This window comes from Flavobacterium granuli (genome assembly GCF_031456055.1).
Taxonomy (GTDB): domain Bacteria; phylum Bacteroidota; class Bacteroidia; order Flavobacteriales; family Flavobacteriaceae; genus Flavobacterium; species Flavobacterium granuli_A.
On record NZ_JAVDTX010000001.1, the window covers coordinates 324,249 to 338,511 of the forward strand.

A 14,263-nucleotide genomic window follows, 5' to 3' on the forward strand; every position below is an offset into this window, starting at 1 on the left:
CCTCATATCGACTTCGCTAAAAATGACAGCATTAGTTATGTTAAAGCTTTGGATTTGGAAAAATAAATATACTTTCAAGATGCTAATACGGTATAAATAATTATTTTTGCGACTTCTTAAAATTAATAGCAGTAGATATTATATATTATGGTAAAAGATTTATTCGAAAGAATTCAAAACAATAAAGGTCCATTAGGAAAATGGGCTTCACAAGCAGAAGGTTATTTTGTATTTCCAAAATTAGAAGGAGACTTAGGACCGAGAATGAAATTTCAAGGAAAAGAGGTTTTAAACTGGAGTTTGAATGACTATTTAGGTCTTGCAAACCATCCAGAAGTTCGTAAAGCAGACGCTGATGCAGCTATTGAATATGGTGCTGCAGCTCCAATGGGAGCACGTATGATGAGCGGACACACTAAATATCACGAACAATTAGAGAATGAATTGGCTGCTTTTGTAATGAAAGAATCAGCTTATTTATTGAATTTTGGTTACCAAGGAATGGTTTCTATCATCGATGCTTTGGTTACTAGAAATGATGTGATTGTATATGATGTAGATGGTCACGCTTGTATTATTGATGGTGTTCGTTTACATAGCGGAAAACGTTTTACGTACAAACACAACGACATCGAAAGCATGGAGAAAAACCTGCAACGTGCTACAAAATTAGCTACTGAACAAGGAGGAGGAATCCTTTTTATTACTGAAGGTGTTTTTGGAATGCGCGGACAGCAAGGAAAGCTGAAAGAGATTGTAGAAATGAAAAAGAAATACAATTTCCGTTTACTTGTTGATGATGCACACGGTTTTGGTACTCTTGGTAAAACAGGTGCCGGAGCTGGTGAAGAGCAAGATTGTCAAGACGGAATTGACGTTTACTTCTCGACTTTTGCAAAATCAATGGCGAATATTGGTGCTTTTGTAGCAGCAGATAAAGACATTATCGATTACTTAAAATACAACTTACGTTCACAAATGTTTGCAAAAGCATTGCCAATGATCCAAACAATCGGTTCATTGAAACGTTTACAATTGTTGCGCGATAACCCAGGATTGAAAGACAAATTATGGGAAAACGTAAATAAGTTGCAAAGCGGTTTGAGAAGCAAAGGATTTAATATTGGTGATACCAATACTTGTGTTACACCAGTTTACCTTGAAGGAAGTGTACCAGAAGCAATGGTAATGGTAAATGACTTAAGAGAAAACTACGGTATTTTCTTGTCAATCGTAATTTATCCGGTTATCCCAAAAGGAATGATTTTATTGCGCGTTATCCCTACCGCTTCTCACACATTTGATGATATTGCTCAAACGCTTACTGCTTTTGAAGCGATCCGTGAGAAATTAGTAAATGGGACTTACAAAGAAATTGCAAGCAGAACTAAAGTAGATTTGGACGCTTAATTTTTAGCAGTTCATCTGAATATAGTAAATCCATCGGTCGAAAGGCTGATGGATTTTTTTTTGGAGCAGATTTTTTTTGTCTTTCATCAAGTTCAGTCCTGCTATCCGCTATATTCCATCTCGTAGAAAAAACGAGATGGGATACCGCTTCTATCAGGGCTATTCTACAGCTTTATATTTTCATAAGAAACTGTACCAACAACGTATAAAAATTCTTTATTTTTATACTTTCAAAATAAAAATCGAAGATGAAAAAAATATTTCTTTCACTGATTCTACTGCTTTCCGTAACATTAATTACTGCTCAAAAAACAGAATACACCACTGCTACAAATATTCCTTATTATAGCGAAGCTGAAGCCAAAACAGATCCATACATCAAAGAACGTTGCGTTCTCGATATCTATTACCCAAAAAACACCAAAGGATTTGCAACTGTAATTTGGTTTCACGGAGGAGGATTAACAGGTGGAAACAAAGAACTTCCAGAAGGGCTTAAAGACAAAGGATTTTGCGTCGTTTCAGTAAATTATCGATTATCTCCAAAAGTAAAAGCACAAAAATGCATTGAAGATGCAGCTGCGGCAGTTGCTTGGACATTCAAAAATATTGCTGCTTACGGAGGCGACAATTCCTTGATTATTGTTTCTGGACATTCGGCTGGAGCCTATCTAGCATTGATGGTTGGTTTAGATAAAAAATGGTTGAAAACAGATGGAATAGAAGCGAATTCTATTGCTGGGTTGATTCCGTTAAGTTCTCAAACTATTACGCATTTTGAAATCCGAAAAGAAAGAGGTATACCAGACACCCAACCCATCGTCGATGAGTTTGCCCCATTATATCACGTTCGTGCCGATGCCCCGCCTTTATTACTAATTACAGGCGACAGAGAGTTAGAAATGCTAGGACGCTATGAAGAAAACGCCTATATGGCGCGAATGATGAAACTTACTGGCCACAAACAAACGACTTTATATGAACTGCAAGGTTTTGGACATAATATGACTGAACCAGCTTTTCCATTGGTTGTCAAAGAAATTCAAAGAATTGTTTCCCTAAAAAAAGAACTCAAAAAATGACCCCTCACTTATTAATTATTCCAGGACTCGGAGATTCTGGCGAAAAACACTGGCAAAGCTTTTGGTTACAAAAATTCACCAATTCAACCAAAGTCATTCAAGACAATTGGGACGAACCTCAACTTCACGAATGGCTTGAAAGACTTTCTGAAACGATCCAAAAAATAGAGGAACCAACCATTTTGGTCGCTCATAGTCTGGCAGTTTCCTTAGTGATGCATTGGGTTTCCCAAAATAACAATCCAAACATTGTAGGCGCGATGCTTGTCGCTCCCGCCGATGTGGATTCACCAGCTCACACCCCAGATTTTTTAAGACACTTTTCCCCTATTCCAACACAAGCGGTCCCTTTCCCATCAATTGTTGTAGGAACCGAAAACGACACTTATATGTCACCCGAAAGAGCCAAAGAATTAGCCGAATATTGGGGCAGTGATTTTATAAACATTGGCCAAAAAGGACACATCAATTCTGATTCTAATCTCGAATATTGGGAAGAAGGCCAAGATTATTTACAACAATTAATATCAAAAATTAAGCTCTAAAAAATGACAAATCCAATAGTTTCCGCAGCTTGGCTCCAAGAACATCTAAACGATTCTAATCTAATTGTGCTTGAAGCAAGATTAGAGCAAAATCAATCTAATTTGGAAAATCAAAATCCAGATTTACAAATAAAAGGAGCCCGTTTATTTGATATAAAAAACAATTTTAGCGACACCAACAATCCATTGCCGAATACTTTTCCTTCGGAAGAAAAATTCACTGCTGAAGCTCAAAAATTAGGTATTAACTCAAACAGTACAATTGTTGTTTATGACACTTTGGGAATCTATTCTAGCCCAAGAGCTTGGTGGATGTTCAAAGCGATGGGGCATTCGAATGTTTTTGTATTGGATGGTGGACTTCCGGAATGGATTAAAGAAGGATATCCAACAGAAGAACAACAACAACAAACAACTTATTCAAAAGGAAATTTTACAGCAAAATTTCAGCCTGAATTAATCAAAAACAAAGAACAGATTCTGGAGAATATCACAACCAAAGAAGCTGTTCTTATGGACGCCAGATCAGCTGACCGATTCCACGCCACTCTCGAAGAACCAAGAGCAGGATTAAGAAGCGGACATATTCCAGGTTCTATAAACACTCCTTTCACCGAGCTGCAACAAGACGGAAAATTCAAATCGACAGAAGAATTAAAAGAAATCCTAAAACTAAACGATCAGCCTTTATTGTTTACTTGTGGTTCTGGAATTACCGCTTGCATCGTTTTATTGGCCACCGAATTGATTTCGGACAATCCAAAAGCTGTTTATGACGGTTCTTGGACCGAATGGGGTTCAACTGATTTACCTATTGAGTAGAAATAAGGGAATGCTTCGCCATACTATTATTATGGCTCGCCTCTAGATTTTGTAGGCGTCACCTTTGTTTTTGATAGGCGCGCCTATGATTTTTATAGGCACGCCTATCTACTTGGTAGGTGACGCCTACAATTTCTATAGGCCCACCTATCCTTTTGGTAGGCACGCCTATATTTTTGGAAGGCGCACCTATCTATTTAATAGGAGCTCCTATGATTTTTGTAGGCCTTCCTATCTATTTGGTAGGAGCTCCTATGATTTTGATAGGTTCTCCTATGTTTTGATTAGGCAAAAAATCAGTGACAATCTGTTTAATCCGTACAATCTGTGGGCTATTTTTTATCAAAATCCAACTTTACAGATCACTCCACTGCTACTTTATAAGTTGGATCTTCCAGAATATTTACATCAATAACAGCATCTGCATTTTGCAATAATTGTCTGCAATTTTCACTTAAATGACGTAACCGAATCGTTTTGTTTACATTGGCATATCGCACCGTAATTTTATTCAAGGCATCAATGGCACTCATGTCCATTACTTTACTTTCTTTGAAATCTATGACGACCTCATCGGGATCATTAGCAACATCAAATTTCTCTGCAAACGTAGTCGTCGATCCAAAGAAAAGCGGACCATATATCTCGTAATGTTTCACTCCGTTTTCGTCAATGTATTTTCTGGCTCGAATTCTTTTGGCACTTTCCCAAGCAAAAACCAAAGCTGAAATAATCACTCCTATCAATACAGCTAATGCCAAATTATGTAGAAAAACGGTTATCAAAGCAACGACTACCAATACAAAAATATCGTGTTTAGGCATTTTATTAAAGATTCGGAAACTAGCCCATTCAAAAGTCCCAATCGCCACCATCATCATTACCCCAACCAAAGCTGCAATAGGTAATTTTTCGATTACGGGTGCCCCAAATAATATGATTAACAAAATAGTTATCGCAGCAATAATTCCAGACAATCTCGCCCTAGAACCCGCAGATATATTAACTAGTGTTTGGGCTATCATAGGACATCCTCCCATTCCGAAGAAAAACCCGTTCAAAATATTCGCGCTTCCTTGGGCAATGCATTCTCTGTTACTATTCCCTTTGGTATCCGTCAGTTCATCGACCAAATTCAATGTCAATAATCCTTCCGTCAATCCTACTCCAGCCATAATTAAGGCATAAGGAAAAACAATCTGAAGGGTATTAAAATTCAAAGGAATACTTGGGATATGAAACGGAGGAAAACCACCGCTAACGAAAGCAATGTCTTTTACTGTTTTAGTGTCAATATTCAACACCAGAACGACTATAAAAACCACAAAAATAGCTACTAAGGAGGCTGGAATCTTTTTGGTCAATTTTGGAAAACCAATTACTATGGCTATTGTCAAAGCCACCAAACCCAGCATTACGTACAAAGAATTCCCAGAAAGCCAAACATTTTCACCATTGACAACAGTTTTAAATTGTTCTATCTGTGACATAAAAATAACAACTGCCAATCCATTTACAAAGCCATACATAACAGGCTGTGGCACTAACCGAATGAATTTTCCCAGTTTGAACAAACCCACTAAAATCTGAAAAACTCCTGCCAAGGCAACTGCGGCAAACACATAATCCAATCCATTCGATTTCATCAAGGCAATTAAAACGATAACAGTTGCTCCTGCCCCACCAGAAATTAAACCAGGTCTTCCTCCAAATATTGCAGTAACCAACCCCATTATAAATGCGGCATACAAACCCACCAAAGGCGGAAAACCAGCGAGTATAGCAAAAGACAGTGATTCTGGAATCATTGTCATTGCTACAGTAAGCCCTGCTAAAATTTCAATCTTATAATCTACTTTTTGATTGAAATTGAATAAATTAAAATATCGCTTCATAGATTGAAAATGGAATTATTTTTAGAAAGGTGTAAAAATACAGTTTTAAACATCAATCCAATTCGAAAATTCTGCTTCTGATCTTAATCTATTTTACTCTTTGAAATCGGATTCGGATAAAAAAAAACTCACTACCTTGCTGTCTGCAGCAACAAAAAACAACTATATCAACCTTTTCTTTCTTTTAAAATAAAAAACAATTAAAACACTAAAAAACAATTGATTGCATGATAAAAATCATTTAAAATTTAGTTTAAATCACTAACTTTGTTCATTGTTTTTATGTTGTTTTATTCCTCAAAAATTAAAGAAAGATAATTATGAAAAAGAGATATTCTTTGTCTTTTGAAGATTTTTTATGCTCTTCTGATTATCACTTTGCACCAAAGCGCAGGACTAGAAAACGTAAACTTCCATAGTTTCTTTTTACAAATCTTTCCTAAACTTCAATAAAATGTCACCACAAACATCCATTAAAGAAAACCCAAACATAAAAACCAACATTATGGAAAATATGAAATGGGAAATAGATCCCACACATTCCGAGATGTCATTCAAAATTAAACATCTTGAAATTGCTACTCTAACAGGAAGATTTAATAAAATAACCGGAACAGCTGAAGCAGAAGAAGATTTTGAAAATGCGGAATTTTCTTTTACTGCAAATGTTGATTCCATTAATACCAATGATCAAAAAAGAGATGCTCATTTAAAAAGTGCTGATTTCTTCGATGCCGAAAAGTTTCCAAAAATCACTTTCCAGTCCACTAAATTTAAAAGATTGGATGATGATATTTTTGAAATAATCGGTAAACTGACTATCAAAGAAATCACAAAACCAACCATTTTGGAAATAAAATATGGCGGTAGCAATGTCGATCCATGGGGAAATACAAAAGCAGGTTTAAAATTGAAAGGAAAAATAAACCGTAGAGATTTTGGCTTGGTATGGAATGCTGCAATAGAAACTGGCGGTTTCTTGATTAGCGATGAAGTAAAAATAGATGCCAATATTGAATTACTAAAAAAATAATCCAAAATGCAAAATCCTAACAACAGTCCATAATACTAACCTATTCGCAATCCATTTTCTATTTTGAAATCGGGTGCCAATAAAATTACATCGCCTTCCTCACCTACTGCCCCCAACACCAAACATTCACTCATAAACTTACCTATTTGCTTTTTAGGAAAATTAACTACGGCTACGATTTGTCTTCCTACAAGAACTTCTTTGGTATATCTTTTGGTGATTTGAGCAGATGTTTTACGGACTCCAATGACACTTCCAAAATCAATAGTGAGTTGGAATGCAGGTTTTCTAGCTTCGGGAAAATCATTGACTTCTAATATTGTTCCCACTCGCATTTCTACTCTTTCAAATTCTGACCACGTTAAATCCATTTTTTTTTAAGTTAGTGAGATACTAAGATACTAAGGTTCTAAGTTAAAAAAAAACTTAGTGTCTTAATATCATAGAAACTTAGCGTCTTTTCTACAATTAAATTTAATCTTTTCACTTAAAAACAAACCTTTTTCTTAATTTTAAGAATAAAAAATAAAATTTTAAACAAACCAGAAAAATGGCAAGGACTGAATCAAATATGGCTCCCCTTGGAACTTTGGCTCCAAAATTCAGACTAAAAGACACCAACTCAAATTTTGAATATTCCTATGATGACCTAAAAGGTGCCAAAGGAACTTTAGTAATTTTCATGTGCAATCACTGTCCTTTTGTAATACATGTGGTTAAAGAAATTGTAATGATTGCCAATGATTATCGTGTACAAGGACTTGGTTTAATTGCCATTTCGAGTAACGATATAGAGAAATATCCTCAGGATGCACCAGAATTAATGACCGAATTTGCCTTTCAAAACAGTGTAGAATTTCCCTATTTATTTGACGAAACTCAAGAAGTAGCCAAATCCTATGATGCAGCCTGCACACCAGACTTTTTCCTGTTTGATACAAATGACAAATTAGTCTATCGAGGCCAGTTAGACGACAGCCGACCTGGAAACGGAATTCCTTTAAGCGGCAGTGACTTAAGAGGAGCAATTGACAGTGTAATCTATAATAGAGTCATGATAGAACCGCAGAAACCTAGTATTGGATGCAATATTAAGTGGAAAACTGATTAAGATGGCAGAATATAGATTACAGAAAAAAGAAAATAAAACCGAAAAGAACATCCATATCCTAAAATGCAGAAATCCCAAAACGAAAGTTTTGGGATTTCCTATATATCACAATAATCACTGATTACTGTTTTCTGCTTTCTGCTTACTATTTTACGTCCATCAATTCAACGTCGAAAATCAAGATAGCATTTGGAGGAATAACACCACCTGCTCCTGCTGGTCCATATCCTAAATCAGATGGAATAACGAAACGAGCTTTATCGCCAACTTGCAATAAAGCAATACCTTCGTCCCAACCTTCAATTACTTGACCTTGACCTAATCTGAACACAATTGGTTTTTTTCTTGGATAAGAAGAATCAAAAACTTTACCGCTTTCTAATGAACCTTCATAATGAACAGCAACTGTTTTTCCGCTTTCTGCTTTTTTACCAGAACCTCTTTGGATGAATTGGTAACGTAAACCACTTTCTGTTTTTTCAAAACCAGCAGCTAATGTTTCCATTTTCGCTTCTGATTCCGCTTTCAAAGCTGCTTGTTTTTTCAAACGAGCTCCTTTTAAACCAACAAAAGCTTCAATAGCATTCCATTTTTGAGCTTCTTCACCTACTCTAACAATTTCAACAGATTCTAAAGCATCTCCTTGAGCAACAGCATCAACTACATCCTGACCTTCAACTACGTGACCAAAAACAGTATGCTTCCCATCTAACCAAGAAGTTGGTACATGCGTGATGTAAAATTGAGAACCATTAGAACCAGGACCAGAATTAGCCATTGCCAAAACTCCTGGACGGTCATGTTTCAAAGATGGGTGAAACTCATCATCAAACTTGTATCCCGGATCTCCAGTACCAGTTCCTTGAGGACAACCTCCTTGAATCATAAAATCAGGAATTACTCTGTGAAAATTTAAACCATCGTAGAATTTTTGCCCTTGAGGTTTAATTTTATTTTCCATGTTTCCTTCGGCAAGAGCCACAAAGTTCCCAACAGTTCCTGGTGTTAAATCGTGTGTTAATTTTACTAAAATCGCTCCTTTAGTGGTGTTGAATTTAGCGTATATTCCGTTTTCCATTTTGTTTATTTTTTATTGAGGTGCAAATTTACGAATAAAATTAGATAATCAGAAAATTTGAGGATTTGATTCCGGTATAATAGAACTCAAGTTAGTTTTAGCATTATCCAAATACTTTATGACTATTTGTAGTTTATTTCTAAGCTATACTTTATTTTGGCTCGTTTGCTTTCAAAACCCTTAAAAAGTTACCACCCAAAATTTTGGTCAAATCCTGTTTACTATATCCTTTTTCTAACAATGCTTTTGTAATGAGTGGATATTTTGTCACATCGTCTAATTGTAATGGAGGCGACTCAATACCATCAAAATCGGATCCGAGACCAACATAATCAACTCCAACTAATTTTATAATGTATTCTATATTGTCTATGAGCACAGAAAACGGCACACGTAAAGGTTGTACCTCGCTTTTATATTTATCGAATAAAAATGCTACACTTAAATCTGCTGACATTCCTGTTTTTATAAGAGAATCATTTTCCGCAGAATGCTTTTCTATAAAGGCTTCTTCACCTTTCATGTAGTTGTTATCCAAAAATCCTGAAAAAAAATTCACCTGAATGACACCACCATTTTTAGCAATCGCTTTTATTTGTTCGTCATTTAGATTACGTTGATGTTGGCACAAGGCATAAACTGAACTATGGGAAGCAATTACGGGTTTGGTAGTAGTTTGCAAAACATCATCAAAAGTTTGCACTCCGACATGACTGACATCCACTAACATTCCCATTTCGTTCATTTTTTGGACTACTTGTTTTCCAAAATCGGTCAGTCCTTTATGCGTTAATTTTTTATTAAAAGTTTCATCATAAGCACTTGTTGCCCATGGAGTAGAATTATTCCAAGTCAAGGTCATATATCTGGCACCGCGTTGATAGAAATAAGCTAATTTATCCAAATCATTTTCTATCATGTGACCGCCTTCAATCCCAAACATGGCTGCAATTTTATTTTGTTTTACTGCTTTGTACAATTGACTGCTATTAGCCACTTTTACTATTTTATTGGGATTGCGTTTTAGGACTGCATCCAATGAATCCATTTGACGATTAGCAAATGCATAAGGCTCTTTTTTATCACCATCACAAAACACTGAAAAAAGTTGTACATCAACACCTCCTTGTTTCAATCTTGCCAAATCGCTGTGGGTTTTCCCTTTTAAATCAGCATCAAAAAGATATCCATAATCAATAGTTTTAGAAAGAAAATCATTGTGTGTATCCACCATAATGGCATCCGAATGTATTTTCTCGTAAGATTGCGCCATGAGTTGTTGAGCTAATAAAATACTGATTATTGAAATTTTGATGTTCATTGTTATTATTTTAATTATGGGATTTTAAAGCCAATATACTATAAAGAAAGTAAATCATTAAACTTCCGATTTTAAAAGCGAATACAAATTCAAGTCAATGAATGTATCATAAAGCAATTCTCCTTGCCGAATCACACCTTCTTTTGTAAAATTTAATTTTTCGGGAATAGACTTACTTTTGAAATTTTCAGTTCCACATTTTATTTCGATTCTGTTCAACTGTAAATCCGAAAAGCAAAAATCGATAATGGCTTTACAGGATTTGGTTACGATTCCTTTTCCTTGCAATCCTTCGATAATCCAATATCCAATTTCACCAATTTTATTTTGGTTATCAATTTTATAAACACCAATTCGACCAATTACTTTTTTATTTTCAATAATTACAAAAGCATATTCGTTTCCGTCTTTGTTACGTTGCATCGCGCCTTTCACAAAATTATTCGCGAATTCTACAGTTTGCATTCTGTCTACAAAAGGTAGCCAAGGTCTCAAATGAGCTCTGTTGGCATCAACTATTTCAAAAATGGTTTGTGCATGATTTTCGGTAATTAATTCTAATTTAAGCGTATTATCTATCGTTATTATCATGTATTTTTCTTTTCAGGAAGTGCTTATTACTGTTTTTGTCTATACAAAATTAAACCCTTAACGATCCACGAAATCCCCTAACAGCGTAGTACGAAGAAGCACCGTTGTGATAAATAAAAACAGTATTATAACGAAAATCGGCAAAAATGGCACCGCCGAGTTTCCTAATATCCGAAGGTGTTATTATCCAGCTAGATGTTTTGGTGTCACACTTTCCAAGCTGTTGCAACTCTCGGTATTGTTCCTCCGTTAAAAGCTCAATACCCATTTCGGAGGCCATATCTATTGCTGTGCCTTCGGGTTTGAATTCTTTCCTCGCATCCCACGCTTCACCATCATAACAAAGACTTCTACGCCCTTTAGGACTTTCTGCTACACAATCATAAAAAATGTATTCGCCTGTCTTTTCATCATGACCTACAACATCCGGTTCACCGCCTGTTCTTTCCATTTCATTCAGCGACCATAGTTTTTCAACATTAGCTTCCAGTTTAGTCTGTACATTTTCCCAGTCAAGACCTATGTGGCGGTTTCTGTTTTTCTCAAAACGCGTTTTTAATATTTCTATCAGTTCATCACGTTGTTCTGGAGACAACTCTTTTTTAGTTTCCATTGTTATAATTTTTATTTATACACCTAATAGATTGATTCAAATCTCGTAAATATATTAAATTTCTCTTTAACCTATTTTTAGTTTTAAGTCCTTATCTAATGTAGAAACTGTTAAGAATTCTTAATTCCACTAAAGCTTAGTCCTGATCGAAGTGGAAAGTCTTGCGAAGGAGACTTACATTTTTTTCTGGGCGAAAAAGAGCGACCTGAGGAAGCTCCTTTTTTGCCCAAGAAAAAAACAAGGCTACGAGTAAGCTTGAAACGAAGAGCAGGAAGTTGCTCCTAATAATTATTTTCTTTATTCTTTTTGACAATACTCTTTTGACCGTATATTTGTTTATCACTTTTAAATCAAAAAATATGGGCTCAATATATGACAAAGTCGATAATGAAGCTATAATTGCCAGAATTAATTCGCTATCACCTGAGAGCAAAGCGCTGTGGGGTAAAATGACGGTGGACCAAATGTGTAAACATTGCAACGCAGTAATTCAGATTGGGTTTGGCAAACAAGTCCTTAAAACAAATTTCCTATTGCGACTATTGGGCAAATTGTTAAAAAACAAGGCTTTCAATAATGACTTTGGAAAAAACAGCCCAACGTCCAAAGAACTAAAATTTGAAGGTTTCTACGATTTTGAATCCAGCAGAAAAGAATTTGCCGAAAATTTTAGCCAATTTGCACAAGGCACTCAGGTCATCAAGGTTATGGACCACCCTTTTTGGGGTAAAATGACTTATGAAGATTGGGATAAATTGATGTGGAGACATACGGATCATCATTTGAAGCAGTTTGGAATTTAGGTCAAAACATTAAAAAAACATTCGTTTATGAGTATCATCCGACATAAGCATTTCTTTCTGTCGTATTCTGAAGAACACGAACAAGCAGAATGGGCTGCCTATTATTTGACAGCGGAGTCCCAACATCAGCACCATTTTGAAAGGCCATATTTTAAGCAAGACCCATTAGTTGATACTGATTCGGCACATTGGGGAAACTACAAAGACACTGGCTATGACAAAGGTCATCTGGTTCCCGCCGCTGATATGAAGTTTTCAAGGGAAGCTTACAAGGAAACTTTTTACACCTCGAATGTTTCTCCTCAAAACAAGGCTTTCAATGCTGGAATCTGGAACCGATTGGAACAGAAAATTCGATATTGGGCTGATAAATACACGGCTCTTTTTATAGTGACCGGAAGTATTTTACACGATAATTTGGTCACTATTGGCGAGGAAGAAGTCTCGGTTCCTGATTATTTTTTCAAAATCGTTGTTCGGGTACAGGACGAAGGTTTGGTAATGATTCCGTTTTTGGTTCCCAATGAAAAATCGGATGCGCCACTTTATACTTTTGCCACAACCATTGATGCAATTGAACAAATTACTGGAATTGATTTCAACCAGAAACTATCTGAAAAAATAGAGGAGAAAATAAAAAAAGAGTTGAGCTACAAGGAATGGAGTTTTAGTTAGAAACAAATATTTCCTTTTCCGATCTATGTTTATGATTAAAGCTGCAAACACCTCTTTAAATTTATTTGTACCTTTGCCGTTCTTAAAAAAGCAACATGAGAATTGATATTATAACTGTATTACCTGAATTATTAAGAAGTCCCTTTGAAGCTTCGATTATGAAACGCGCCATAGACAAAGGACTGGTGGAGGTTCATTTTCATAATTTAAGAGATTATACGACCAATAAACAAAAAAGTGTTGATGATTATCCTTTTGGCGGTGGAGCTGGAATGGTTATGACCGTTCAGCCCATAGATGCCTGTATCACTCACCTGAAAAGCGAAAGATCGTATGACGAAATCATATACATGTCTCCTGACGGCGAAACACTAAACCAAAAAATGGCTAACACCATGTCGATGTATGAAAACATTATCATTTTGTGTGGACATTATAAAGGTGTTGATCAACGCGTTCGCGACCATTTTATCACTAAGGAAATTTCGATAGGAGATTATGTTTTATCAGGAGGAGAATTGGGAGCTTTGGTTTTATCCGATGCATTAATCCGATTGATTCCTGGGGTTTTGAGTGACGAAACTTCGGCATTGACAGATAGTTTTCAGGATGGTTTACTTTCTGGCCCCATCTACACCCGCCCTGCCGATTACAAAGGCTGGAAAGTTCCAGATGTTTTATTAAGTGGTCATTTTGCTAAAATTGACAAATGGAGGGAAGACACAGCATATGAACACACAAAGAACAGAAGACCTGACTTATTAAACGATTAATTTTCATATATTTATACTTAAAATAAGAATTCGTTCACTTCTTAATAACCTTTAAAAGTATAAATCATGAAAAAAATAATCTTCAAAGTAATTTTAATTATTGCTTTTTTCATTTCATCTATTTCTTTTGCTCAAGGAATAAATAGAACATCCTTGCTGAATGAACTCAACAAAACTTACGGTGTCGCACTAAGTGAAGATGAAAAAACCTATTTCGGAAATGCGAATAACACATTAGTATTGGAATTGTTTGGTCTGGACGAAAAGAATTTATCAAAAGAAAATCGTAATAAAGAAATTGATAAATTATTTGATAAAAGAGATAAATCGTTGACTTCTTCATTGGGTATAAACAAATACAGTGATATTAAAGCAAGAACAGATGAGAAAATTGCAGAAACCATAAAAAAAGTAAAACAAGCAAAAATGGTTCCTTAATTTATATAGCATTAGAAATCACAAAAATAGCTCTTAATAACAATGTCTTTTTTCAAATAAACTAGCAAATAAA

The 14,263-nt window shown here is 35.5% G+C and carries 16 protein-coding genes; 10 read left to right on the forward strand and 6 right to left on the reverse strand.

The features are described 5' to 3' along the window. The first annotated feature begins 147 nt into the window (after positions 1-147). From capB to J2W95_RS01460, 4 genes are all read left to right on the forward strand, one after another. Entirely contained in the window at positions 148-1,410 is a 1,263-nt protein-coding gene (gene capB / locus J2W95_RS01445; RefSeq protein ID WP_310003186.1) for a cysteate-C-fatty acyltransferase, read from the forward strand. A 248-nt stretch (positions 1,411-1,658) separates the two neighbouring features. Then, positions 1,659-2,492: an alpha/beta hydrolase gene (locus J2W95_RS01450; protein WP_310003188.1), complete on the forward strand. Its 834-nt coding sequence runs from the start codon at positions 1,659-1,661 to the stop codon at positions 2,490-2,492. Further along, positions 2,489-3,037 (forward strand): RBBP9/YdeN family alpha/beta hydrolase, encoded by a 549-nt coding sequence (locus J2W95_RS01455; RefSeq protein ID WP_310003190.1) that lies wholly within the window; start codon positions 2,489-2,491, stop codon positions 3,035-3,037. Before J2W95_RS01450 ends, J2W95_RS01455 begins: the two co-directional genes overlap by 4 nt. Before the next feature lie 3 nt (positions 3,038-3,040). Then, positions 3,041-3,859, forward strand: a complete 819-nt coding sequence (locus J2W95_RS01460; RefSeq protein ID WP_310003192.1) for a sulfurtransferase — start codon at positions 3,041-3,043, stop codon at positions 3,857-3,859. A gap of 362 nt (positions 3,860-4,221) precedes the next feature. Here J2W95_RS01460 and J2W95_RS01465 read toward each other — a convergent pair whose 3' ends face one another. Further along, complete coding sequence (locus J2W95_RS01465; RefSeq protein ID WP_310003195.1) at positions 4,222-5,754, reverse strand: SulP family inorganic anion transporter; 1,533 nt, start codon at positions 5,752-5,754, stop codon at positions 4,222-4,224. A gap of 454 nt (positions 5,755-6,208) precedes the next feature. Between J2W95_RS01465 and J2W95_RS01470 the strand changes: the two genes are divergently transcribed. After that, positions 6,209-6,787 (forward strand): YceI family protein, encoded by a 579-nt coding sequence (locus J2W95_RS01470; protein WP_310003197.1) that lies wholly within the window; start codon positions 6,209-6,211, stop codon positions 6,785-6,787. A 35-nt stretch (positions 6,788-6,822) separates the two neighbouring features. Here the strand turns inward: J2W95_RS01470 and J2W95_RS01475 are convergent, their stop codons facing one another. Then, positions 6,823-7,158 (reverse strand): tRNA-binding protein, encoded by a 336-nt coding sequence (locus J2W95_RS01475; RefSeq protein ID WP_310003199.1) that lies wholly within the window; start codon positions 7,156-7,158, stop codon positions 6,823-6,825. A 179-nt stretch (positions 7,159-7,337) separates the two neighbouring features. Here J2W95_RS01475 and J2W95_RS01480 point away from each other — a divergent pair, with 179 nt between their 5' ends. Continuing rightward, the gene (locus J2W95_RS01480) at positions 7,338-7,898 is read left to right on the forward strand and encodes a thioredoxin family protein (RefSeq protein WP_310003201.1); all 561 of its coding nucleotides are present in this window, start codon (positions 7,338-7,340) and stop codon (positions 7,896-7,898) included. A gap of 145 nt (positions 7,899-8,043) precedes the next feature. On the opposite strand, the gene J2W95_RS01485 is transcribed toward J2W95_RS01480, so the two are convergent. The 4 genes from J2W95_RS01485 to J2W95_RS01500 form a co-directional block, all read right to left on the reverse strand. Then, entirely contained in the window at positions 8,044-8,976 is a 933-nt protein-coding gene (locus J2W95_RS01485) for a peptidylprolyl isomerase (RefSeq protein WP_310003203.1), read from the reverse strand. A gap of 151 nt (positions 8,977-9,127) precedes the next feature. Beyond that, complete coding sequence (locus J2W95_RS01490; protein ID WP_310003205.1) at positions 9,128-10,297, reverse strand: dipeptidase; 1,170 nt, start codon at positions 10,295-10,297, stop codon at positions 9,128-9,130. A gap of 57 nt (positions 10,298-10,354) precedes the next feature. Beyond that, a complete protein-coding gene (locus tag J2W95_RS01495) occupies positions 10,355-10,888 on the reverse strand; it encodes a GNAT family N-acetyltransferase (RefSeq protein ID WP_310003207.1) in 534 nt (177 codons plus the stop codon). A gap of 49 nt (positions 10,889-10,937) precedes the next feature. Continuing rightward, complete coding sequence (locus J2W95_RS01500; protein ID WP_310003209.1) at positions 10,938-11,501, reverse strand: DUF4256 domain-containing protein; 564 nt, start codon at positions 11,499-11,501, stop codon at positions 10,938-10,940. A gap of 359 nt (positions 11,502-11,860) precedes the next feature. Here J2W95_RS01500 and J2W95_RS01505 point away from each other — a divergent pair, with 359 nt between their 5' ends. The 4 genes from J2W95_RS01505 to J2W95_RS01520 all read left to right on the forward strand — a co-directional run bounded on the left by J2W95_RS01505 (position 11,861) and on the right by J2W95_RS01520 (position 14,190). Then, positions 11,861-12,304: a DUF1569 domain-containing protein gene (locus tag J2W95_RS01505; RefSeq protein WP_310003211.1), complete on the forward strand. Its 444-nt coding sequence runs from the start codon at positions 11,861-11,863 to the stop codon at positions 12,302-12,304. A 27-nt stretch (positions 12,305-12,331) separates the two neighbouring features. Beyond that, positions 12,332-12,979, forward strand: a complete 648-nt coding sequence (locus J2W95_RS01510) for a DNA/RNA non-specific endonuclease (RefSeq protein ID WP_310003213.1) — start codon at positions 12,332-12,334, stop codon at positions 12,977-12,979. A gap of 95 nt (positions 12,980-13,074) precedes the next feature. Then, positions 13,075-13,752: a tRNA (guanosine(37)-N1)-methyltransferase TrmD gene (trmD, locus tag J2W95_RS01515; RefSeq protein ID WP_100841719.1), complete on the forward strand. Its 678-nt coding sequence runs from the start codon at positions 13,075-13,077 to the stop codon at positions 13,750-13,752. 66 nt (positions 13,753-13,818) lie between these two features. After that, the gene (locus J2W95_RS01520; protein ID WP_310003218.1) at positions 13,819-14,190 is read left to right on the forward strand and encodes a hypothetical protein; all 372 of its coding nucleotides are present in this window, start codon (positions 13,819-13,821) and stop codon (positions 14,188-14,190) included. The last annotated feature ends 73 nt before the right edge of the window (positions 14,191-14,263 follow it).

Excerpts from the sequence above, each read along its gene's own strand:
- J2W95_RS01485 (WP_310003203.1), bottom strand. The coding sequence starts at position 8,976 with ATGGAAAACGGAATATACGCTAAATTCAACACCACTAAAGGAGCGATT.
- J2W95_RS01500 (WP_310003209.1), bottom strand. The coding sequence starts at position 11,501 with ATGGAAACTAAAAAAGAGTTGTCTCCAGAACAACGTGATGAACTGATA.
- J2W95_RS01490 (WP_310003205.1), bottom strand. The coding sequence starts at position 10,297 with ATGAACATCAAAATTTCAATAATCAGTATTTTATTAGCTCAACAACTC.
- J2W95_RS01480 (WP_310003201.1), top strand. The coding sequence starts at position 7,338 with ATGGCAAGGACTGAATCAAATATGGCTCCCCTTGGAACTTTGGCTCCA.
- J2W95_RS01510 (WP_310003213.1), top strand. The coding sequence starts at position 12,332 with ATGAGTATCATCCGACATAAGCATTTCTTTCTGTCGTATTCTGAAGAA.
- J2W95_RS01505 (WP_310003211.1), top strand. The coding sequence starts at position 11,861 with ATGGGCTCAATATATGACAAAGTCGATAATGAAGCTATAATTGCCAGA.
- J2W95_RS01455 (WP_310003190.1), top strand. The coding sequence starts at position 2,489 with ATGACCCCTCACTTATTAATTATTCCAGGACTCGGAGATTCTGGCGAA.
- J2W95_RS01520 (WP_310003218.1), top strand. The coding sequence starts at position 13,819 with ATGAAAAAAATAATCTTCAAAGTAATTTTAATTATTGCTTTTTTCATT.
- trmD (WP_100841719.1), top strand. The coding sequence starts at position 13,075 with ATGAGAATTGATATTATAACTGTATTACCTGAATTATTAAGAAGTCCC.
- J2W95_RS01470 (WP_310003197.1), top strand. The coding sequence starts at position 6,209 with ATGTCACCACAAACATCCATTAAAGAAAACCCAAACATAAAAACCAAC.
- J2W95_RS01465 (WP_310003195.1), bottom strand. The coding sequence starts at position 5,754 with ATGAAGCGATATTTTAATTTATTCAATTTCAATCAAAAAGTAGATTAT.
- capB (WP_310003186.1), top strand. The coding sequence starts at position 148 with ATGGTAAAAGATTTATTCGAAAGAATTCAAAACAATAAAGGTCCATTA.
- J2W95_RS01450 (WP_310003188.1), top strand. The coding sequence starts at position 1,659 with ATGAAAAAAATATTTCTTTCACTGATTCTACTGCTTTCCGTAACATTA.
- J2W95_RS01475 (WP_310003199.1), bottom strand. The coding sequence starts at position 7,158 with ATGGATTTAACGTGGTCAGAATTTGAAAGAGTAGAAATGCGAGTGGGA.
- J2W95_RS01460 (WP_310003192.1), top strand. The coding sequence starts at position 3,041 with ATGACAAATCCAATAGTTTCCGCAGCTTGGCTCCAAGAACATCTAAAC.
- J2W95_RS01495 (WP_310003207.1), bottom strand. The coding sequence starts at position 10,888 with ATGATAATAACGATAGATAATACGCTTAAATTAGAATTAATTACCGAA.